Genomic DNA, 20,997 nt, shown 5'->3' with positions numbered 1-20,997 from the left:
GACAAGCCCGACGAAGCGGCGGCCCTGACCGGCTCCGGCGCTTTCGATCCCGAATCTAGTAGCTGTCGTAGCTGGGCTTGCCGTTCGGCCGGTAGACGCCGACGATGGTGCCGCCCTTCGTCGTCGAGACGCTGACCGGCTCCAGCGCGGCGGGGATCGCTCCGTCGGCGAACAGCCGCTTGCCGGTGCCGATGATCACCGGATGGATGGTCAGGCGGTACTCGTCGACGAGGCCGTGCCGCATGAGGGTCTGGGCGAGGTCGCCACTGCCGACGACGTTGATGTTGCCCCCGTCGGACGCCTTCAGCCTGCGCACGGCATCGACCACGTCGCCCTCCAACAGCGCGGAGTTCTGCCACTCGACGGACGTCAGGGTCCGAGACGCCACGTATTTCTCCATGCTGTTCATCCGATCGGTGAACGGGTTGCCGGGATCGGCGGTCGGCCAGTACGACGCGAAGATCTCGTACGTCTTACGGCCGAGCAGCATCGCGTCGGAGGCCTCGTACCAACCGCCGATGGCCGCGCCGACCTCGTCGTCGGACACCGGCTTCTGCCAGCCGCCGTGCTCGAAACCGCTCTCGGCGTCCTCGTCCGGACCGCCCGGCGCCTGCATGACGCCGTCCAGTGTCAGGAACGTGCAAACAATGATCTCGCGCATGGTGCGCTCCCTTCGTCGAGGGGTAGACGACGCGACCGCCGGAAACTCATCGGCGGAACTACCGCGGCGTGTACACGTCGTGTCCCAGCATCGAGGGCTTCAGGTCCACTGGGACGGATAGACACGGTGATCGTCCGGCTTGGCGGCGCGCGAAGCAGTGGCGGATCTACGGCACCACCCGCCCGTCCCGCGGTACCGCGACATCGAGGATCCCGGCTAGGAGCCCACCGCCCGCCGCCGACCTGGTCCTCCGCCCCGGCGACGTGCTGTATTGCCGGGAGGCGTGTGGAACGCGGTCTGTGCCGACCAGGGCGTGCGCTCCCTGCATGACACCTACGGCTTGCAGACCCACACCCGGCGTCGGCGCCGGTCGGCCGCACACCCGGTCCCACGCCGACGATCCCTGACGGTCTGCTTGCTGCCACTGCCGCAGGCCGATCGACACTGATGGCAAGTGGCCGACATACCTCGAAGCACAGCCTGCCGTGGCGCCCGCACGTGTCGTTCGCGCCCGGTCCGCACTCTCCCGCGCGCCCCGCTGATAGTCGTCCACACCGCAGCCCTAAGAAACGACGTCTCAAGCAGCGTTCGGCCATGTTGCGCCGCTTGTAGAGCTGTTCGTCGAAGGCCGGCGGCGGGCCGAAGCCAAGGAGCGTCAGCAGGGACGTCGCCGCGCCCGGGACCGCGGTCAACAGCAGCCGTCATGGCGTCTCGGGCACCGTCGGCCGCTGCTGCCGCCCTGCGAAGTCGGCTGCACCCTGCGGATTAGGCTGCCTGTATGACTGAGGCGCGGGGACGGGTGAAGCCGTCCGGTGTATGGGCGACCGCTGTGGGTGTGGCGCGGGTGAGGGCTCTGGAGACTGCGCGGGAGAACCCGCTGTTCCGGGATCCACTGGCGCTCGCGTTCGCCACCGCCGGGGGAGTCGGCCCGGGTTCGCCGCTCCCCGAGCGCGCCGACGAGGCAGAACGGCAGCGCTGGCTCGGGGTGGCCTCCTCGATCGTCATCAGGACGAAGTTCCTGGACGACCTGCTGGACCGGGCCACCGAGGCCGGCATCCGGCAGGTTGTTCTGCTAGGCGCCGGAATGGACAGCAGGGCCTTTCGCATGACCTGGCCCGCGGCCACCAGGCTGTACGAGGTCGACACCGCCGAACCCCTGGACTTCAAGGCATCGGTGCTGCGCCAGGAGGGCGCCGTACCCGGCTGCGAGCGGACCCCCGTCGCGGTGGACCTCCGCGAGGACTGGCCGGGCGCGCTGGCCGCCGCCGGGCATGATCCGGCTCTGCCGACGGTGTGGATCGCCGAGGGACTGCTGGTCTACCTGCCCGAGGACGCGGTGGAACTGCTGCTCGACCGGATCGGCGGGCTGTCCGCGACGGGCAGCCGGATGGGCCTGACCCTGGGTTCGCGCGGTGTGCTCGCACGCTTCGCCGGCGACGCCGCGCGTGGGTCGGCGGCCTCCCTGTGGGTGTCGGAGATGCCCGAGGACCCGGTGGGCTGGCTCTCCGGCCTGGGCTGGGACGCGGAAGCCTTCACCCTGCGCGACCGCGCCGCCGCCTACGGCCGCCCGATCAGCACCCCGCCGCAGCGGGACGAGGGGCCGGGCGGGCTGATCTCGGCGGTACGCCGCTAGGAGTCGTCTGCACCTTGGCCGCGGACTCCCCCCACGCCCCGGCTGCGTTCGTGCCGGAGAGAACCCCATCGTGTCGCCGCCGATCCTCTGCTCGAGCAGCTCGGCCAACCGCAACGGGGTGCGGTCCTCGAACATCGGACCGATGAGCTGCACTCCCACCGGGAGACCTTCGGGGGACCGGCCCGTTGGTATGGCGGTGGCGGGTAGGCCGGGCATGGTGGCCAGGCCGGCCCAGACGAGTTGGTCGAAGTACGGGTACGCGACGCCGCCGATGTCGATCCGGCGTTCCCTCGGATCGGGGTGATGGTCGTGCGGGAACGCGGGAGTGGGCGTGATGGGACACACCACGGCGTCGAACTCGGCGAAGAGTTGCCGCCAGCCGTCGCGGTTGTGCTCGCGACGGTTGCTCGCATCGATCCAGTCATGGTGGCTGAACACCATGCTGTGAAGCCGCGCCGCTGCGAGACTCCGGTCGCACCGCAGACCAAACAGCAGATGTCAGGATGGAACAACGGGAGAAAACGACGTCTTAGCGTGTTCCGGTCCGTCCGAGAGGTCCTGACAAAGACGTTGGACGTGGCGGTGGGTGATGAGGCAGGTGGCGAGGCCGAGCGGCTGGCCGCGTTCGGCGATCACTGGACGGATACGCGGTCCGGGAAGAGCAATTCCGGCCCTCGCCGTGGCCTGCCGACGACGCCGGAATACGCGCCCGGGCGGATCGCGGCGGCGAAGACCCGTCAACTCCATCCTTCGGCACCGTAAGCGCATGTGATTGGCTCCTTGCCCGTCGTGCACACGTCGAGCCAGACCCGGGTCTGCTCCGGAAGGTCACCGGTTTTCCAATCCGTACAATAGGGCGAATTGTGACCTGAGGTACTGGCGGTGCGAATGACTTTGCCGGTGTCTCGATTAGTCAGCGTCGCCTTTATGCCACGGCCATCGGCGTGCAGGTCACAGGCTTTCAGCGCGTCACCGGGAAGACTCCCGTTCGGATCGGCATGGAACCACCCGTACCCTGCAGAGGGGCAGTACTCGAATCCGCACTGCGGAATATGGACAGTAACATCTTGACTTGCAAGGGCCGGAGCTGCATCGAACACCACCAACCCCGCAGTCGCTATCGCCGCCGTTAGTGCACTCTTCATGAAACGAGAAATCGGCATGGGTTTCCCTTTCTGTTGACGGTTGGCTGAGCTGACCGCATCGGTCTTGAAATCAGAGGCCTGTCCTGTGGCAAGTCCCAGACATCTCTGCGGCGACCACAAGGATGGGCGGCGCTCATTCCCCTGTCATTGGCACGCCGTCCGCAGTTACTTGGCACACCGTCCACGGTGTACGGGCGGTCCCGTCAGGGCCGGACACGCGGCGCGCACCCGCAGCGGGGCTGGGGCGGCCCGGGCGGCCGGCGAGTGGCCGGCGCGCTTTGTCGCCTTCGATGTGCCGAGGCTGTCCGGGACCGACACCACCGCCTGGCCGTATCGGCGGCGCAGGGCCGTGCTGGAGTCGGTGTCCGCCGCGCGGCGCCTGTCGGCGCCGTGGCGCTGTGCCCGTCGACCACCGACCGGTACCCGCGGGCATGGCTGTCGTGTGCGGCCGTCGACATGGAAGGCCTCGTCTGCACTCGACTATGCGGCACGAAGTTTCACGCGCCCGCTCTACGCATACGCTGTGCTCGCCAACACGCTGTTCCAGCGCGGCATGTGCGTCCCCCGCCGGGCTGGCGGTGTCGAAGCAGTGCCGTCGCGCCACCGGGCGAGCCTGCTGTCGATGATCGCATTCGTGGAGTCGACGCTCATCGGCATCGGCTATCTCGTCCTCGGCGCGCTCAGGGACGGGCTGGGCTCCAGTGTGGGGATGGCCACCTACGCCGCGGTCCCCCTGCTGGCATGCCTCCTGTGGCTCCCGGTGATCTTCCGAGGGGCACGGGTGACCACCGAGATCGAGAAGCCCGCCGACCAAAAGGCATTCTGAAAGAGACCATCTTGAGCGATGCCCTGCCCGATGGCAGGGGCAGGGCAAGCGCCCGCGCATGGGTGCGCCGCGGTACAAGTCGCGGAAGGACACCCGGCAGGCGGTCCGCTCCACCGCGAACGCCCGCTGGTCGATCACTACCGGCGAGCCTACGTCCCCGGTGTGGCTCGCAGTGCGGCGTCAAGGACGGCCCCAAGCCCCCGCACGTCCGTGTGTGGACCTGCGGGGCATGCGGGGCCGTCCTGGACCGGGACGTCAACGCGGCGGTCGACTTCGCCGAGGCGGCTGGACTGGCCGTGTCAGCCTGTGGAGCGCAGATAAGAGAGGGAGTCGTCCCGGCGCCGCGCGGCGAAGCGGGAACACACTCGACACCGCAGCCTTCAACGGCTCCGTAGGCGGGAACCGCCGTCCTTCAGGGCGGCGAGGATGTCAATGCGACCGGAGGGCCTCGGCACAGCCGGTGCACTTCCAGCGCTCCATGTGGGGCGGCAGCCACGACGCGTCCGGTCCCGAGGGCTGGTAGGACAGCCGCTCCATGTCCGCTGTCGGCATGCCGCAGAACGTGCGGTCGTCCGCGACTCCCGGGATATCCGGGTCGCCTGGTGCCGCGTGCACCGCTTCGACACGCTCGAGCGCGTCGCCAGGGACGACGACGTTCGCCGACGCTTCTTTGCGCAGTTCCTGCATCACGATGATCGTCATGAGGCCACCTTCGGCTCTTGTCCGGGCGGTCGCATCCGGGCCGCGGCACTGCGGGCCCGAGGACCGGTGGAACGGTCGTTCCCATCCGGCTCGGATCAAGGCGGAGTGAAGGGGGGTAAGGGGCCAACGTGCCAGCGGGTGAGCCCGGTGTCCGTGCGGCCGCGATGGCAGACGCCGGTGGAGGTGAGGCCGAAGGCTTCCCGGCCGTCTGGGTGACACACCGGAACTGGTGTGGACCTCCTACAGGCGCCTGCCCTAGGGCGGTCGGCCCGAGCCCTCACCGGCTTTCTTCGCCTTGGGCGACCTCGACCTCGTGGTGGAAGGCCGCCACGCCGGTGGTCGAGGCTGCGGCGGGGAGGATCGCTCGGTCATCCTCTTCGCGGCCGCCATCTGTGTGCCCGCCCTGGCCCACCGTCTCGGCGCCCTCGATGCGGTGACCGCGTTCCGGACCGCGTTCGTCATCACCCGCCCCTCGGCGCCCCCTCGCCGACTGGATGCCACTCGGCCATGCTCGTGGGGGCCTGGGCCTGGGCCTCGGACTGGCGCCGGTCGCGTTCGCATGGACGGCCGCAATCATGGGATTCGTCGGTTGCCTCGTCGTGTCACAGGGCGACTGGCGTGCCCCGCCTCGACGCAGCCGACCCTTCCTGCACGCCGCCTCGGTGCGCCGACGGAACCCTCAGGCCGATCGCGACCGCCGCATGTGCGGTCCGCAGCCGCGCATGCGGCGTGCGGAGGTGGGGAGTCGGGCTCCCCGGAAGGGCTTCCCCTGTCCGCTGGTCCGCTGGTCCGCTGGTCCCTACAGCTGTACTGGCTTGATCGCGTCCTTCACCCGTTGTCCGCGCCTCTCCGGCAGACAACCTACCCACACCCCTTCCCCGTCCTAGGTGTCGCGAGAGGCGCCCGGGACCGACGGGTCGTCTGCGCACGGTGTTTTGAGGTGAAGAACCATTGATCCGTGCCCGGCGAATATGTGTGACAGCCGTGGCGGTGCTGGCGGCCCTGGCGGGCTCACCCGGACTGGCACAGGCTGAACAGCCCCACCCATCGGGGCCGTTGAACGCCACGGACGGCAACCCCCTCCCGCCGGGCTGGCGGATCGACGGGGAGAGCGGGGCGCGTGAGCTGGTCTGGCGTGCGCCGAAGGCCGTGCCCATGGGGGATGCCCGGGTCGAGTTCCGTACCGGGGACCGGCTGCTCGGGGTGCCGAAGCCGGCGAAGGACGGGCGGACCTTCCGGCTCGACCTCGACGAGGTGCGGCCCAAGCAGCTGACGGACCTGCAAGTGACGGCCGCGGGACGACGGCTGGACGCGGCGGCCGACGGCACGCACAGGTCCGGCCCACGCGCGGCACATGTGCCCGCGCAGGCGCCGGCCAACGCTGTCGACCCGGGCAAGCCCGGCTCGTACCGCACGGTCACCGGGCAATACGACCTCGACCCGGTGCGCCTGCCAGGGTTCGACACCCCGGTGGAGATGACCGCCGAGGTGGTGGCGCCGAAGGGGGCCAAGGGCAGCCGGCCGCTCGCGCTGTTCCTGCACGGCCGCCACGGCACCTGCTACAAACCGGGCTCCGAGGACGACGTGAGCGGCGACTGGCCCTGCGCGGACGGCTACAAGCCGATCCCGAGCTACCTGGGCTATCGGCGTGACCAGCAACTGCTGGCCTCCCAGGGCTATGTGACGGTGTCGATCTCGGCGAACGGCATCAACGCCCAGGACTGGCAGGCCGAGGACGCGGGCGCGCAGGCGCGTTCCTCGCTGGTACGCCAGCACCTCGCCCGCTGGGCCGACTGGAGTGCCCATCGTTCCTCGGCCCCGGCCGTCGTACGCGAGGCGGCGAAGGCGGACCTCTCCCAGGTCCTGCTCGTCGGTCACTCGCGCGGTGGCGAGGGCGTCAACCGGGCCGCCATGGACAGCCTCTACCCGCCGCCGGCCGCCGAGGACGGCTACAAGGGTCCGGTGCGGTGGAAAGTGCGCGGGACCGTGCTCGTCGGACCGACGATCTTCGGCCAGAATCCGGTCGCCGACGTGCCCTCCGTGACACTGCTGCCGGGCTGCGACGGCGACGTGTCGGACCTCCAGGGCGAGGACTTCGTCGACGGGACGCGTGGGATCAGCCAGGGCGCCGCGCTGCACAGCGCGCTCTACATGGTCGGCGCCAACCACAACTACTTCAACAGCGAGTGGACCCCGGGTGAGGCCGTCGCACCGGCCGCGGACGACTTCGGGACCGACCCGGAGCAGCCGGACCCGGTGTGCACGCCGGGTGCCGCGACCCGGCTGACCGCCGCCCAGCAGCACAAGGCGGGCGCCACGTACATCGCCGCCGCGGCCCGGCTGTTCCTCGCCAGGGACGACCGGGCCCGCCCGCTGCTCGACGGTTCCGGCAAGCGGGCCCCGTCCGCGGACCCGGCCCGGGTGCTGACCCACGCGGTCGGCGGCCGCCGCAGCGGTGGCTTCCTGCCGGACGGCGGGGTGAAGGTGACCGGCGCCCGGCTGTGTTCGGCGATCGACCCCGACCCGGCCGTGGCCTGTCTGGACCCGGAGACCTCCGGTAGGTCACCGCACTTCGCGGGGTGGGAGACGCCACAGGAGACCGGCCGCAGCGCGGTGGAACTGAAGTGGTCCGCGCCGGGTACGGCCGCCCGTGTCACTGCGGCCAAGCCGCTCTCCCTGCGCGGCTCCCAGAAGCTCGCGCTGCGGGTCTTCGTACCGCCCAACACGACCGGCACGAAGTTCGACGTGTCCCTCACCGACTCCTCCAACCGTCGGGTGACGCTTGGCTCGGTCCAGGTGGAGGGGCTCCCGGGCTCCGCGAACACCGCCTCGTACTGGGCTCAGGAGCTGCGCGTCCCGCTGTCGGCCGCGACCCGGGCCGGACTCGATCTCAGGCATGTCAAGTCCCTTGGACTGACGCCCCGTTCGCAGTCCGGGCGGGCCTGGATGATGGACGCCTGGGGCTGGGCGCCCGGCACTTCGGCGGTGAAGGCGGCCGCACTGGCGCGTGTCGACGTGGGCCGCACGATCGTCAAGGAGGGCGACTCGGGCACCCGCACCTACCGGATCCCGGTCGAGATCTCCGGGCACGGCAGCGGACAGGTCCGCGTCTACACCCTCGACCCGGACAGCGGCCGGGCCGAGAACCGCCTCGTGACCGTACGGCCCGGCAGTGACGCGATCGACGTCCCTGTCGAGGTGAGGGGCGACACGGTCTACGGCGACGACGTGGAGCACGACATCGCAGTCAAGGCCGTCCGGGGCGCCGTCGTCGGCAAGCATCGGGGCGGGGTCACCGTCGAGAACGACGACCCCGAGCCGGTGGTCACCCTGTCGCCGGTCGCGGACCGGGTGAGCGAGGGGGAGACGCTGACCTGGCGGCTGTCCGTGGACGCGCCCGCGGCGGTGGACATCTGGCAGCCGGTGCGGGTGCTCGCGGTCACCGAGGGCGCCGAGCTGTCCACCAAGGACGTGGACCCGCAGTGGCTCGAGGACTCGTCCGGTGACGTGCCCGACCCCGAGCGGCCGCTGTCCGACGCGGCCCTCTGGGTGTGGCTGAACATTCCGCCCGGGAGCACCGGCGTGGACTTCGTCGTGCCGACCGTGCGGGACCAGGTGGCCGAGCCGACCGAGTCGATGCGCCTGGCGCTGACCGACCGCAACGCGGAGCCGCTGCCCGACAGGCCGGTGCTGACGGGGACGGTGCTCGACAAGTCGTAACGATGCGCGGGGGATCGTGAGCACCCTCTTGTGCGGGGTCCGGTCTGTCCCGGGCCCCGCACTTCACAGGGTTACGCGCATCATGACCGCCGCGTCCGGCCCCGGCCGCATGTCCTCGTGCCGCGCTGCCCGCCACTCGCGCGCGGGTGGCGACTTCGGTGGCTCCGACGACGACGACGAACGTGCCGTTCGGAGTATGGACCTTGACCTTCACTTCGGGGTGGAGGACTTGCGGTACTCGGTGCCGGCAGTGTCGGCGACATGGCCCGAGCCGCACTCGTTTCGACGGGCACGGGAAACGGTCTTCGCCATAAGACCTCACTGCGTGGTGAAAGGCCGTCGAGACTCCCACCGGACGAGCTACTGCGAGAGGCTGGAGATAAGTTCCTCGCGGCTGTTGACCCCGGTCTTTCGGTAAATTGCCCTCAAGTGGTCATTGACGGTATGCAGGGAGATGTTCAGACTGCGGGCGATCTGTTTGGCCGCCAGTCCGTCGAGAGCTCGCCGGATGACCGTCTGCTCCCTGGAAGTGATGCCGTAGAGGACAGCCGCGGCAGGCAGCAGCACGTCGGACGAAGCCGACTGGATGGTCACTGCCACGTCGGCGAGCGATGAGTCGTCGAACCGCTGGGCCTGCAGCACGATCCACCCGTCAGGACCGGGGATACGGCTCAGCGCTCGACGGCCCGGCTGTCGTGCCGTGAGGGCGATGTTCCAGACGTGCGCGAAGATCTCGTCTTCATCGGAGAGCACGGCGTCCGGTACGAGCCTGCGAATCCATTCACGGCCGGTGCTGGTGACGGCTCTTATCGTGTCGCTGCTGTCGATCACCACGATGCCCGGGTCCGGTGCGCTACGGACGGGACGCAGGAACCGGCTCGCGACGTACTGCCTCAGTGCACCTGCCAAGGGTTCGGACAGCCTCCCCGCGGTTGCCGAGTCCGTGGTGGTGAAGGGTCTGCCGCCTCTTCCCCGAAGCAGTACCAAAAGGCCCCACGCCCTGCCGTCGAGGGTGAGCGCGATGCGCATCTCGCTGCCCACTCCGGTCACGCTCATGATCTTCTCGTGCTGGATACTGTGCTGGCGTCGGTCAGGTGCGTCGCATTCGAGGACTGCGACGCAACGGCCGCTTCTGGAGAGGCCGGCCACGGTGTGCTGGTCGTGGCCGAGTATTTCCTCTGATTCCAGTTCACGGTAGCAATCAGCCCCGTATCCGTATTCTTTGGTGAGGAAACAGGCGGCACCCGTGAGCGGGTCAGTTCCTCTGAGCATGTATCCATCGTGCGGCACGAGACGCATGATCTGCCGTGACATCACCTTGCCCAATTCGGGAATCGTGGTGGCCTCCGCTGCCGCCGACGGCAGCGTCCGGTAGATCAATTCCAGGTCCGGATTCATGCAAGGATTATGGGTGGGTGCACACGCAAGCACCCACAACCGTGACACGTTGGCCGACACAGGGCGATCCTTGGCGTATATGCAGCCTCCGTCACGGAAATCGGAATTGGATGCTTCAATTCCCAGCCTTCTCCGGGGCGGACCGTCCGGCGCTGAAACAGCTCAGCACCGGACGGGCCCGTTCACCCGGTCAGCACTCCGGAATGAGTCCGCTGTGGAAGGCCTCGTTGCTGTCCACGTACGCCCCGTACGTCCACCCCGTGATGAACAGTTCCAGGCCGCGGGCGGTGTAGCGCTCCGACCGCGTGTGATACCAGACGTTCCCGAGGTTGTCGATGTTGTCTCCTCGGCCCCAGCAGTCCGCCACGATCGCATCCCGGAAACCCAGGTCCGGGACTCCCACCTTGCCGTGCCGCGTGTGCGTCGTGGTGTAGACGCCCACTACGGAGTTCTCGGTGATGGGGATCACGGCGTCCGCCGCGGAGGCAGCGCCGGTCGCAAGTGCCAGCGTGCCGGCGCTCAGCACGGCGACGATGGCACCACGACGCCGCAGAATGCTTCTTCTCATCGTTTCCCCCAGTTCATTGTCGGCCGTGGGCAGCCGAGCGGAGTACGCACCGAAGTCCGGAGCACACCCTGGACGATGGCCTGGCTGAGGACGGTGCGTGAATCCCCAGAAATTGGGGGATGACAGCGCGCGCGGCAGCGCTCAGCTGTTCGTGGCCCGGCAGCGCTCAGCTGTTCGTGGCCCGGGCGGCGGGCGGGCGCCGGGTCTTCGGTCGCAGGAGGTGCTGGAGGCAGCGCAACCGATGGAGGGCCTGCGGCGGATGGTCGCGGGGCGCCGACGTCCGCGGTCCGGCCGCCACGGTCTGCGGCTGAGCACCGTCATCGGGACAGCGCGGGCGTGGTGTGAGCGTGTGAGGTGCCGCCCGCAGGACGGAGCGGCACGTCCGACGTCGCCGACACCGCCCCCGGGTCCGGCGCGAGTCCGGCGTGCGGTGTGCGCGAACGCGACGACCCCGGGGGTCGTATTTCGGTTGGGCGCTGGGCGGCAGGGCACCCGGTGAGCGTGACCGACTCCGTCATCGCCGTCCTTGACATCCATGGGACGCCCAGCGACTCCAGCCATCAGCACGCACTCGCCAGGTACCGGGCCCTGTCGGTGGGTGGGGCCCACTGGCTGTGGCAGCCGTACCGGCCGACCGGTACGGGCCGGGACCAGGTGCCCACCGCCATCGAAGGCGAGGACCTGGACTGCCGGGTGGGCGGGCAGACCCGGGAGCAGCCGAGCCGGGGGACCGGCGCGCCGCTGGGGGAGGGGACGTCGGTGCCCGGGGCTCGTCATCCGCTGGTGACCGCCGAGGACCGCGGCCACCGCCCGGCGCCGGCCGGCTCTGGACGGCAGCGCCCCATGGACGTCTTCCTGGACCGACCTGACCCCCCTTGCATAGCCGGCTGCCGGACCACCAGCGCCGGCGCCGGCGCCGAGGCATCCAAACCGGCACGTGACCTGCCGCGGACAGCCAGGACGCTGGGCGCGCCGTCCGAGGTGCCGAGGGTGATGGTCGTCGCCTCGCTTGGGGACGTCGAGGCGGCGAAAAGAGCCGGGATGCCCGCGATCGTCGTCCCGTCCGCTGGTCCCGGGGAGGACGAGCAGCGTAAGGCCGGCGCCGTCGCCACCCGCGACACCCCTGGCGGCCTCGCCGCGGCCCCGCAGGACACCCCACTCGCCTGACGCACCAGCGCCGCCGGGCGCGGCCGAATCGACGCCCAGCCCGTCGTGCGGCCGGCGCACCCACCCCCCCAAACCGAGGGAGCACCAAAACCTATGACCACCCACGAGACAGACCTCGCCACGGGGACGCAGAGCACCCGCCCCGAGGCGCCCGCCGAAGCCGCGAGCGACACGCCCACCGGCAGCCCTTCCTCGCCGCACCCCACCCTGCCGGAGGGGATGGGTGATCTCGACCGGCGCGCGATCGACACCGCGCGCGTGCTGGCGATGGACGCCGTACAGAAGGCGGGCAACGGCCACCCCGGCACCGCGATGAGTATGGCTCCCACGGCTTACCTGCTGTTTCAGAAGTGGCTGCGCCACGACCCGAGTGATCCCAACTGGGTCGGGCGCGACCGCTTCGTCCTGTCGATGGGGCACTCCAGCCTCACCTTGTACATCCAGCTCTTCCTCTCGGGCTACGGCCTGGAACTCTCCGATCTTCAGGCCCTGCGCACCTGGGGGTCCCTGACCCCGGGCCACCCCGAGGTCAACCACACACCGGGTGTGGAGACGACGACCGGGCCGCTGGGCCAGGGCGTCGCCAACGCCGTCGGTATGGCGATGGCCGCCCGCCGGGAGCGCGGCCTGCTGGACCCACACGCTCCCCGGGGCGAGAGCGTGTTCGATCACATGATCTGGGCGTTCGCCTCCGACGGCGACCTGGAGGAGGGCGTCAGCGGCGAGGCGTCGTCGCTGGCCGGCACCCAGGAACTGGGAAACCTCGTCCTGGTCTACGACGCCAACCGGATCTCGATCGAGGACAACACCGACATCGCGTTCACCGAGGACGTCGGCAAGCGGTACGAGGCATACGGCTGGCACGTGCAGCACGTCGACGACGGCGAGGACCTGGCCGCGGTCGACCGCGCACTGGCCGCCGCCCGGGCCGAGACCGGGCGGCCGTCGATGATCGTGCTGCGGACGATCATCGGCTGGCCCTCGCCGAACAAGCAGAACACCGGCGCGGCCCACGGGTCGGCGCTGGGCGAGGACGAGGTCCGGGCGACCAAGGAGATCCTCGGCTTCGACCCCGACACGACCTTCGAGGTCGCCCCGGAGGTCCTCGAGCACGCCCGCCGGGTCGCGGAGCGGGGCCAGGAGGAGCACGCGAAGTGGCAGCAGGCCTTCGACGCGTGGCGCGACCACCACCCCGAGGGTGCCGCGCTGCTGGAGCGGCTGACCACCCGCACGCTGCCTGAGGGCTGGGCGGACAACCTGCCGGCCTTCGAGGCCGACCCGAAGGGCGTGGCCACCCGGAAGGCATCCGGAGAGGTCCTGGCCGCCCTGTACCCGGCCCTGCCGGAGCTGTGGGGCGGATCGGCCGACCTGGCGGAGAGCAACAACACCGCCGTCAAGGGGGAGGCTTCGTTCCTGCCCGCGGACCGGCAGACCAAGATGTGGTCGGGCGGCCCGTACGGGCGCACGCTGCACTTCGGGGTCCGCGAGCACGCCATGGGCGCGATCATGAACGGCATCGCGCTGCACGGCGGGACCCGTGTGTACGGCGGCACGTTCCTCACCTTCTCCGACTACATGCGCGGCGCGGTGCGGCTGGCCGCGCTCATGCAGCTTCCGGTCACGTACGTCTGGACGCACGACTCCATCGGGCTGGGCGAGGACGGCCCCACCCACCAGCCGGTCGAGCACTACGCGGCGCTCAGGGCCATCCCGGGCCTGGACTTCGTCCGCCCGGCCGACGCCAACGAGACGGTGGTCGCATGGCGCACCATCCTCGAGCACAACGACCGCCCGGCCGGACTCTCGCTGTCCCGGCAGAACCTGCCCGTCTTCGACCGCACACAGTTCGCGTCCGCCGAGGGAGTCGCCAGGGGCGGCTACACGCTGGCCGAGGCCTCCGGCGGCACCCCCGAGGTCATCCTCATGGCCACCGGCTCCGAGGTGCAGATCGCCGTCGCCGCCCGAGAGGCGCTGGAGGCCGACGGCATCCCGACGAGGGTCGTGTCCCTGCCGTGCTGGGAGTGGTTCGCGGCCCAGGACCGGACCTACCGCGAGCACGTGCTGCCGCCCACGGTGCGCGCCCGCGTGAGCGTCGAGGCCGGCGTGCCCATGGGCTGGCGCGAGTTCGTCGGCGACGCCGGCCGGATCGTCGGGTTGAACCACTACGGAGCCAGCGCGGCCTACACCGTGCTGTACGAGCAGTTCGGGCTCACCGCCGACGCGGTCGTCGCCGCGGCTCGCGAGAGCCTCGCCGCGGCGGAGGCGCCGCCGGTCGCCCCCACCGGCCCGGACAGCGCCGGCGTCCTGCACACCCCCACCGGCGATCGCTGACCCGACGCCCTCTGTCTCCCATCACCCTGGTGGGCGTGGTCGCAGCTGCCGCACCGGTGGAGCGGGTGTGCGCGCAAGCGCATGGCGCTCAGTGTTCAGGCAGTGCCTGCTCAGCCCAGATCACCTTGCCCTGGGGCGTGTAGCGGGTTCCCCAGCGCTCGGTCAGCTGCGACACCAGGAAGAGGCCCCGGCCGCCTTCGTCGGTCGTCGCGGCGTAGCGGAGGTGGGGCGAGGTGCTGCTGCCGTCAGTCACCTCGCACGTGAGCGTGCGGTCGTGGATCAGCCGCAGGTGTATCGGCCCGCAGCCGTAGCGGACGGCGTTGGTGACGAGCTCGCTCAGCACCAGTTCCGTGCTGAAGGCCAGTTCGGACAGGCCCCACTCGTCGAGCTTGCCGGTCGCTGTGGCGCGTACCGAGGCGACGGCGGCCGGGTCGGGGGGCACATCCCACTCGGCGATCCGATCCGCGGGCAGCGCATTGGTCCGGGCGATGAGCAGAGCCACGTCATCCGTGGGGTGGTCGGGCAGCAGTGATCCCAGTACGGCGCGGCAGCTCTCCTCCGGGGCGCGTCGAGGGTGGCCCGCCAGGGCTTTGCGCAGCAGTTCCATCCCTTCGTCGAGGTCGCGGGTCCGGTCCTCGATGAGACCGTCGGTGTACAGGGCGAGCTGGGAACCCTCGGCGATGTCCAGCTCAGCGGTCTGGAAGGGCATACCGCCGAGCCCCAGTGGCGGACCCGGTGGCAGGTCGGGAAAGGTGACGTTTCCGTCGGGGTCGGCCACCGCCGGAGCCAGGTGCCCCGCCCGGGCCATGGTGCAGCGGAGCGTCGTCGGGTCGTAGATCGCGTACAGGCAGGTGGCGCCCACGACGGCCGCGGGGTCGCCCGTGGACGCCTCGTCCTGGTCGATGCGCCCGACCAGGTCGTCCAGGTGACTCAGCAGTTCGTCGGGCGGCAGATCGAGCGTGGAGAAGTTGTGCACCGCGGTCCGCAGCCGCCCCATGGTCGCTGCGGCGTGCAGGCCGTGGCCGACGACGTCGCCGACGACCAGCGCCACACGGCTGCCCGGCAGGGGAATCACGTCGAACCAATCCCCGCTCACACCCGACTGGGCCGGGAGGTACCGGTAGCCGACATCGAGGGCGCTGTGCTCAGGGAGGCCCTGCGGCAGCAGGCTGCGCTGGAGGGTGACCGCCAGGGCGTGCTCGCGCGTGTATCGACGTGCGTTGTCGATGCTGACCGCGGCACGAGCCACCAGTTCCTCCGCCAGGGAGAGCTCCTCCTGGTCGAAGGGCTTGTGCTCGGTGGAGCGCCAGAAGTTGACCATGCCCAGCACGACCCCGCGGGCCTGGATCGGAGCCGCTATGAGCGAATGGATGCCGTAGTCCACTATCTGTTCGGTGCGTTCCGGGTCCTGTAGATGCCAGCCCGTCGCGGTGGACAGGTCGGCGACCAGTTCGGAGCGGCCGGTGTCGTAGCCGCGTGCCTGGGGTGTGGAGGGAAGAAAGTCGATCAGCCGGTCCTTCTCGTAGAGCGGTTGATCGTCGCGGATGCCGCATACGGCGACACGTCTCATTCCCTTCGCGGTGGTAGCTGGCTCCTCGCCGTGCAGCACGGCGTCGGCCAGATCCACGGTGACGAAGTCGGCGAAGCGGGGGACGGCGATCCGGGCGAGTTCGTCGGCCGTCTGGACGACGTCGAGGGTGGTGCCGATGTTCAGTCCGGCGTCGTAGAGCAGCTTCAGCCGCTCACCGGTGATTTCGGCCCTGCCTGACACGGCCTGGAGTTCCGTGGAGTCGCGCAGCGTCACCACGGTGCCCCGGGGGCCCGCGCCACCCGTGGACCTCTGGTTGACCACCAGCAGCCGCGGTCCGGCCAGATGCACCTCGTCATTGGCCTCGCGGCCGGAGCTGAGCAGCGACATGATCTCCGGTTCGAGGTGCGAGACCTGCGACACGAGCTGCCCTTCCGCTTCCGGGGACAGCTCCAGAAGCCGCTTGGCCTCGTCGTTCGCCAGGAGCAGCCGCCCTTCTCCGCTGACGATGAGCACCCCTTCCCGCACGGAGTGCAGCACCGCGTCGTGGTGCTCGTACATGCGGGTCATCTCGTTCGGGGCCAGGCTGTGCGTCTGTCGTCGTAGCCGCCGGCTCACCAGCACCGTGGCGGCGGTAGCGGCCCCGAGTGCGCATGCCCCGGCCGTCAGGATGAACGGTATCTGCCGCTCCACGAGGCCTGTCACGTTCTTCACCTTCAGCCCGGCGGAGACGAGGGCCACCACTGTGCCTCGGTTGTTCCGGATGGGCACGGTGGCCTGGACTTCCTGGCCGAGGGGACCGTGCACGCTTTCGGTGTAGACCCTTCCCTTCAGCGCCGGCTCGATCTTTCCCACGAACCGCTTTCCGATCCGGTCCGGCAGGGGATGGGTGTAGCGGATCCCTTTCGTGTCCATGACGACGACGAAGTCGACGCCCGCGGACTTGCGTCCGGCCTCGGTCTGCGGTTGCAGAACTCTCGAGGGATCGCGTGCTTGCAGTGCGGACAGCACGCCGGGGGAATGCGCGAACGTCTGGGCGACGGCTATGGATCTCCGTTTGGCTTCGGCGTCGGTGTGCCGTTCCGACTGCACGACAAGGGCGAACACGGCGAATGCCACGAGAAGCACCACCAGCGTCACCTGCATGAGAAACATCTGGCCCGCGACGGTTCGCGTGCTGTTGCGCACCAGCGACGCCTTCCGCGGTATGTGCCGAAATCGGGCAAAACGGTCTCTCATCCGGCCTTTCTAGCATTGCCTGCCCCCTCTAGTCACGGGGTCTGCCCGGGCAGCCTCCCCACAGCACGCCGATCGATCGCCTCCGCCGTCACAGCAGCCACGGAAGCCGCACACCGCCCCAGCAGCAACAACGGCCTCACTGGCACGCTCTCGCACCGGGCGACGCGACGAGCATTGATCACCGTCCGGGCGCGCCGCTTGACGGGCAGGGGCAGGAGAGGGTGTGAGGGGCGGGGCGAGGCTGCGAAGTCCGTGCCGTGTTCTGACTCCTCCCGACGGCGGGGCACCGGAGCGGCTCACCGCCGCGTGACCGCATCGTGCAAGGCCGGCGGAGCCGGTCCGCGTCACCTGGTCCGGTGTTCGCCCGCCTCCGGCCGCTCCAGCTGGGAGGCGAGGACCGCGGCCTGGACCCTGCGCTGCACGCCCAGTTTGGCCAGCAGGCGGGAAATGTGGTTCTTGACGGTCTTCTCGGACAGGTAGAGCTTCTTGCCGATCTCGCGGTTGGTCAGGCCGTCGCCGATCAACGCCAGGATGTCCCTCTCGCGGGGCGACAGGCTCGCCAGCTCGGACGGCACGGCCGGGCTGTCCGCGGGGTCGGCCCGCAGTGAGCGCATCAGGCGGGCCGTGGTCGAGGGATCCAGCATCGACTGGCCGGCGGCGACGGTGCGGACCGCGGAGACGAGGTCGGATCCCTTGATCTGCTTGAGGACGTAACCCGAGGCGCCGGCCATGATCGCGTCGAGCAGGGCCTCCTCGTCGTCGAACGAGGTCAGCATCAGGCAGGCGAGCTCCGGCATCTGGCTGCGCAGTTCACGGCAGACCGAGATGCCGTCGCCGTCGGGCAGGCGGACGTCGAGGACGGCGACGTCGGGGCGGAGGGCGGGGCCCCGGACCAGCGCATGGTCGACGGTGCCCGCGTCGCCGATCACCGAGATGTCCGGCTCGGCGTCCAAGAGGTCGGCCAGGCCGCGGCGGACGACCTCGTGGTCGTCCAGCAGGAACACCCGGATCGGGTTCTGCTCGGTGAAAGTGCGTGGCTCCGGCATCGCGTCCCCTTGGCTTCCCCTGTGGCGGACAGGTTGCGGGCTTCCTTGATGTCGATCATCACTCGCCCGGGCCACCGGCACCAGGGGCCGATCGGCCCTACCCCGCAAGGACGACTCGTCCGGGCGCCCCACCATGATGAGCCGGCGGAGCGCCGCGCATCGCCACCCGACGCGCGACACGGTCACTCCGGGCCGGTCGTCTCGGCTGTCTCGGCGTCGTCCGTGAGGGGGGCGCCGTCCGGCAGCAGGCCGCCGTGCGCGCGTGGGCGGTCGTCCCCGAGCGCGTCCCCCGGCCCGGTCGGGTCCGTGTGGCGAGTGAGGTCGAAGTCCACGTCCACGACGCCTTCGACGGCGCGGATCAACCGCGCCGCCACCGGTACCAGGGAGGTGTCCCGGACCTGGCCGGCGAGTTTCACGACGCCGTCCGCCACCTCCACGCGCACGCGCGAGCCCGGAGCCGGGAACAGGTAGGAGACGACCTCGCGCCGTACCTCCTCGGCGATCTCCTCGTCGGTGCGGAGGAAGACCTTGAGCAGGTCGGCCCGGCTGACGACGCCTTGCAGCAGGCCCAGGGCGTCGACCACGGGGAGCCGCTTGACCTTCGCGCGGGCCATGGTCCGCGCGGCCTGGGCGAGCGTGGTGTCCGGACGGACGGTGAAGGCCGGGGAGGTCATGAGTTCCTCCGCCGTCACCGCGCCGGCCTTCGCCAGGTCGGGGAGGCGGCGCAGCTGTGTGGTCCTGTCGGGATCACTGTCGCGGAACTCCTCCTTGGGCAGCAGGTCCGCTTCGGAGACGACGCCGACGACGCGGCCTTCGCCCTCGACGACGGGCAGGGCGCTGATCTTCCAGTCCTGCATCAGCTGCACCATCTCCTTGAAGGCCGCTCCGCGACCGACGGCGGCGACCGTCTGGGTCATGACGTCGCTCACGATGTGCGGTGTGCCGTGCATGGCCGCTCCTTCGTCGTTCGTCGGGGGCCGGCTCAGACGGTGCTGCCGGCGCCGTACGGGGCGTACAGGTCCAGCAGTCGCGTCCTCGTCGAGCGGAGACGGTGGGCGAGCACCCGGCCGACCCACTGGTCGACGTCGTGCCCCAGCGCGGGGTCCTCCCGGCACATGCGCCGGACGGTCGTGGCATCGAACTCGTAGGCCCGCACGGGGGTGGTCGCCTCGGCGCCCATGTGCCAGGCGTGCGGGGGGAACAGCCAGGACCAGCCGACCAGTTCGTCGTGTCCGAGGTTCTCGACGACGGCCGCCCGGCGGCCGGGGACACGCGTGTCGAGTTCGATCCGGCCGGTGCGGATGATCCAGAAGCGGTCTGCGCGTCCGCCTTCTTCGAAAAGGCGTGCTCCCTGCGGGACGGACACCTCGTGCGCGACGCGCATCAGCCGCTCGCGGTGATCGGCGGACAGCGAGCGCAGCATGACGGCGGTGGTGCAAGTGTTCATGGCCTGTCTCCCTCGCGGGGGTCCGGACTTCCACTGCCACCCTGCGCCCCGGCTCCGAGAGGATCCATGGGCCACCCGGCCTTCCGAGCGGCCCGTCAGACCCCCCTTCGTGGCCGCGTCGAGGCGCGGGGATGCATGGCCTCCGGGACCGGGACCTCAGGAAACCCCCGCGGGCCCGGGCAGGCCGACATCGACCGGGTCGCCACCGCCCTCGCCCTCGATCACGTGCTCCCGCCGTCGACGCGAGCACGGGGAGCGGCACGGCCGGGAACGACAAGATCGGTTCCGCTGGAGCCGGCGTGTCAGCTTGTCGAAGTATCCGGGTGCCGGCTCAGCGACGTCCGGCAGCCGCAACCGGTGATCTGCTCCCGGAGGCACTTCCAGCGTCAACGTCGCGCGACGGGGACGCGCCGTATGACAGACGGCCGCGCCGAACCCGCGGAGGCTGTCCGCGACGGGGACCAGCCGTCCTCGCCGCCGAGGAACGCCCGGTGCGGGCAAGCACAGTTCAAGGAGGTCGCCGGTCGGATCGTGACCCGAGCCGAGCAGGGGCCACTGGTCCCTGGTCCGGGACCAGTGGCCCCTGCACGAGCAACCGCCCGAGGACCACTCTGAAATCGGATTCCTCGCCTCAGGAGGTGGAGATCATGCTCCGCACTGTCACCGTAGGTCTCGACGGCTCGCGGGAGAGCCGGGCGGCCGCGGAATGGGCGGCCCGCGAAGCAAGGCTGCGCGACCTGCCGTTGAAGATCGTCCACGTCTGGGAACCGGTGCCGGAGCCGATGGCGCAGGCGCCGCTCCTGGGCGCGGAGACCCACCAGCACTGGACCGAGCGGGTTCCCCGGGAGGCAGCGGAAGGGCTCCGGCTGCGTCACCCCGGCGTCGAGGTGCGCACCGAGCAGGTGTCCGGTCGTCCGGCCGACGCTCTGGCCGAGGCGGCGAGGAGCGCCGAAGTGCTGGTCCTCGGCTCGCGCGGCCTCGGGGGGCTCGGCGGGTTCATGGTCGGCTCGGTCGGTCTGTCCGCCCTCGCGCACGCGGACCGTCCCGTCGTGCTGGTGCGCGCACCGGAAGTGGCCGCCGACGAGCACGAGCCCGACCCGGTCGGCGTCCCCTCCGCCGCGACACCCTTCCTGCCCGTGGTCCTCGGGCTCGACGTCGGGCACCAGGACGAGACGCTGATCGAGTTCGCCTTCGACGCCGCCAGGCGCCGCGGGACGACCCTGCGGATCGTCCACGGCTGGAACCCGCCGCCCTACTACGCCTACGGCACGCCCGCCAATCCCGCGCTGCACGAGGCGCTGGCCCTCACCGACGCCCGGGCCCTGGCCGAGGCGGTGGGGCCCTGGCGGCAGAAGAACCCGGACGTGGAGGTCGTCGAGGAGTCCCGCTACGGCAGCGCGGCCGTCCATGTCGTGGACGCCGCCCGCGAGGCCTCCCTCGTGGTCGTGGGCCGGCGGATCCGGCGCAGCTCACTGGGCGCCCACATCGGGCACGTCACGCACGCCGTCCTGCACCACTGCGCGGCCCCCGTCGCCGTGGTCCCCCACGGCTGACCCGACCCGGGTCGCTCCCGAACACCTGCGAGG

General features: G+C 70.5%; 13 protein-coding genes and 3 pseudogenes. 7 read left to right on the top strand and 9 right to left on the bottom strand.

Going from position 1 to position 20,997, the window contains the following annotated elements; genetic code table 11:
- Nucleotides 1-55 precede the first annotated feature (55 nt).
- Nucleotides 56-661 carry a dihydrofolate reductase family protein gene (locus tag OHS71_RS01985; protein WP_328476112.1) on the bottom strand — a complete coding sequence of 202 codons (606 nt, stop codon included), beginning with the start codon at nucleotides 659-661 and terminating at the stop codon, nucleotides 56-58.
- Between the two features lie 778 nt (nucleotides 662-1,439).
- On the opposite strand from OHS71_RS01985, the gene OHS71_RS01980 reads away from it, so the two are divergent.
- Nucleotides 1,440-2,294 carry a class I SAM-dependent methyltransferase gene (locus OHS71_RS01980; protein WP_328476110.1) on the top strand — a complete coding sequence of 285 codons (855 nt, stop codon included), beginning with the start codon at nucleotides 1,440-1,442 and terminating at the stop codon, nucleotides 2,292-2,294.
- Nucleotides 2,295-2,369: 75 nt separating this feature from the next.
- Here the strand turns inward: OHS71_RS01980 and OHS71_RS01975 are convergent.
- Nucleotides 2,370-2,768: pseudogene (locus OHS71_RS01975) on the bottom strand (amidase family protein); the annotation flags it as partial.
- A 1,254-nt stretch (nucleotides 2,769-4,022) separates the two neighbouring features.
- Here OHS71_RS01975 and OHS71_RS01970 point away from each other — a divergent pair.
- Both OHS71_RS01970 and OHS71_RS41255 read left to right on the top strand, forming a co-directional pair.
- A pseudogene (locus tag OHS71_RS01970) lies at nucleotides 4,023-4,265 on the top strand (MFS transporter); the annotation flags it as partial.
- 167 nt (nucleotides 4,266-4,432) lie between these two features.
- Nucleotides 4,433-4,660 (top strand): annotated as a pseudogene (locus OHS71_RS41255) (zinc ribbon domain-containing protein); the annotation flags it as partial.
- Nucleotides 4,661-4,694: 34 nt separating this feature from the next.
- On the opposite strand, the gene OHS71_RS01960 reads toward OHS71_RS41255, so the two are convergent.
- The gene (locus tag OHS71_RS01960; RefSeq protein WP_328476106.1) at nucleotides 4,695-4,967 is read right to left on the bottom strand and encodes a hypothetical protein; all 273 of its coding nucleotides are present in this window, start codon (nucleotides 4,965-4,967) and stop codon (nucleotides 4,695-4,697) included.
- 975 nt (nucleotides 4,968-5,942) lie between these two features.
- On the opposite strand from OHS71_RS01960, the gene OHS71_RS01955 reads away from it, so the two are divergent.
- Nucleotides 5,943-8,687, top strand: coding sequence for a hypothetical protein (locus tag OHS71_RS01955; RefSeq protein WP_328476104.1), 2,745 nt, complete (start codon nucleotides 5,943-5,945; stop codon nucleotides 8,685-8,687).
- A gap of 360 nt (nucleotides 8,688-9,047) precedes the next feature.
- Here OHS71_RS01955 and OHS71_RS01950 read toward each other — a convergent pair whose 3' ends face one another.
- Together OHS71_RS01950 and OHS71_RS01945 are read right to left on the bottom strand one after the other, a co-directional pair.
- Nucleotides 9,048-10,085: a LuxR C-terminal-related transcriptional regulator gene (locus OHS71_RS01950; protein WP_328476102.1), complete on the bottom strand. Its 1,038-nt coding sequence runs from the start codon at nucleotides 10,083-10,085 to the stop codon at nucleotides 9,048-9,050.
- A gap of 190 nt (nucleotides 10,086-10,275) precedes the next feature.
- Entirely contained in the window at nucleotides 10,276-10,653 is a 378-nt protein-coding gene (locus tag OHS71_RS01945; RefSeq protein WP_328476100.1) for a hypothetical protein, read from the bottom strand.
- 501 nt (nucleotides 10,654-11,154) lie between these two features.
- On the opposite strand from OHS71_RS01945, the gene OHS71_RS01940 reads away from it, so the two are divergent.
- Together OHS71_RS01940 and tkt are read left to right on the top strand one after the other, a co-directional pair.
- The gene (locus OHS71_RS01940; protein WP_328476098.1) at nucleotides 11,155-11,820 is read left to right on the top strand and encodes an HAD family hydrolase; all 666 of its coding nucleotides are present in this window, start codon (nucleotides 11,155-11,157) and stop codon (nucleotides 11,818-11,820) included.
- A 93-nt stretch (nucleotides 11,821-11,913) separates the two neighbouring features.
- A complete protein-coding gene (gene tkt / locus OHS71_RS01935) occupies nucleotides 11,914-14,151 on the top strand; it encodes a transketolase (protein WP_328476096.1) in 2,238 nt (745 codons plus the stop codon).
- A gap of 88 nt (nucleotides 14,152-14,239) precedes the next feature.
- Here the strand turns inward: tkt and OHS71_RS01930 are convergent, their stop codons facing one another.
- The 4 genes from OHS71_RS01930 to OHS71_RS01915 form a co-directional block, all read right to left on the bottom strand.
- Nucleotides 14,240-16,834 (bottom strand): SpoIIE family protein phosphatase, encoded by a 2,595-nt coding sequence (locus OHS71_RS01930; RefSeq protein ID WP_328484369.1) that lies wholly within the window; start codon nucleotides 16,832-16,834, stop codon nucleotides 14,240-14,242.
- Nucleotides 16,835-17,262: 428 nt separating this feature from the next.
- A complete protein-coding gene (locus OHS71_RS01925) occupies nucleotides 17,263-17,964 on the bottom strand; it encodes a response regulator transcription factor (RefSeq protein ID WP_328476094.1) in 702 nt (233 codons plus the stop codon).
- 182 nt (nucleotides 17,965-18,146) lie between these two features.
- On the bottom strand, nucleotides 18,147-18,914 hold the full coding sequence (locus tag OHS71_RS01920) for a CBS domain-containing protein (RefSeq protein ID WP_328476092.1): 768 nt from the start codon (nucleotides 18,912-18,914) through the stop codon (nucleotides 18,147-18,149).
- A 32-nt stretch (nucleotides 18,915-18,946) separates the two neighbouring features.
- Nucleotides 18,947-19,411, bottom strand: a complete 465-nt coding sequence (locus OHS71_RS01915) for a cyclic nucleotide-binding domain-containing protein (protein WP_328476090.1) — start codon at nucleotides 19,409-19,411, stop codon at nucleotides 18,947-18,949.
- 647 nt (nucleotides 19,412-20,058) lie between these two features.
- On the opposite strand from OHS71_RS01915, the gene OHS71_RS01910 reads away from it, so the two are divergent.
- On the top strand, nucleotides 20,059-20,964 hold the full coding sequence (locus tag OHS71_RS01910; protein ID WP_328476088.1) for a universal stress protein: 906 nt from the start codon (nucleotides 20,059-20,061) through the stop codon (nucleotides 20,962-20,964).
- Nucleotides 20,965-20,997: the final 33 nt, after the last annotated feature.

It is taken from the genome of Streptomyces sp. NBC_00377, from assembly GCF_036075115.1.
In the GTDB taxonomy this organism is placed as follows: Bacteria; Actinomycetota; Actinomycetes; order Streptomycetales; family Streptomycetaceae; genus Streptomyces.
This window is presented reverse-complemented; position numbering and strand designations above follow the sequence as displayed.

Coding starts and splice junctions, on each gene's coding strand:
- tkt (WP_328476096.1), top strand. CDS start 11,914: ATGACCACCCACGAGACAGACCTCGCCACGGGGACGCAGAGCACCCGC.
- OHS71_RS01950 (WP_328476102.1), bottom strand. CDS start 10,085: ATGAATCCGGACCTGGAATTGATCTACCGGACGCTGCCGTCGGCGGCA.
- OHS71_RS01960 (WP_328476106.1), bottom strand. CDS start 4,967: ATGACGATCATCGTGATGCAGGAACTGCGCAAAGAAGCGTCGGCGAAC.
- OHS71_RS01945 (WP_328476100.1), bottom strand. CDS start 10,653: ATGAGAAGAAGCATTCTGCGGCGTCGTGGTGCCATCGTCGCCGTGCTG.
- OHS71_RS01925 (WP_328476094.1), bottom strand. CDS start 17,964: ATGCCGGAGCCACGCACTTTCACCGAGCAGAACCCGATCCGGGTGTTC.
- OHS71_RS01920 (WP_328476092.1), bottom strand. CDS start 18,914: ATGCACGGCACACCGCACATCGTGAGCGACGTCATGACCCAGACGGTC.
- OHS71_RS01930 (WP_328484369.1), bottom strand. CDS start 16,834: ATGTTTCTCATGCAGGTGACGCTGGTGGTGCTTCTCGTGGCATTCGCC.
- OHS71_RS01910 (WP_328476088.1), top strand. CDS start 20,059: ATGCTCCGCACTGTCACCGTAGGTCTCGACGGCTCGCGGGAGAGCCGG.
- OHS71_RS01915 (WP_328476090.1), bottom strand. CDS start 19,411: ATGAACACTTGCACCACCGCCGTCATGCTGCGCTCGCTGTCCGCCGAT.
- OHS71_RS01980 (WP_328476110.1), top strand. CDS start 1,440: ATGACTGAGGCGCGGGGACGGGTGAAGCCGTCCGGTGTATGGGCGACC.
- OHS71_RS01985 (WP_328476112.1), bottom strand. CDS start 661: ATGCGCGAGATCATTGTTTGCACGTTCCTGACACTGGACGGCGTCATG.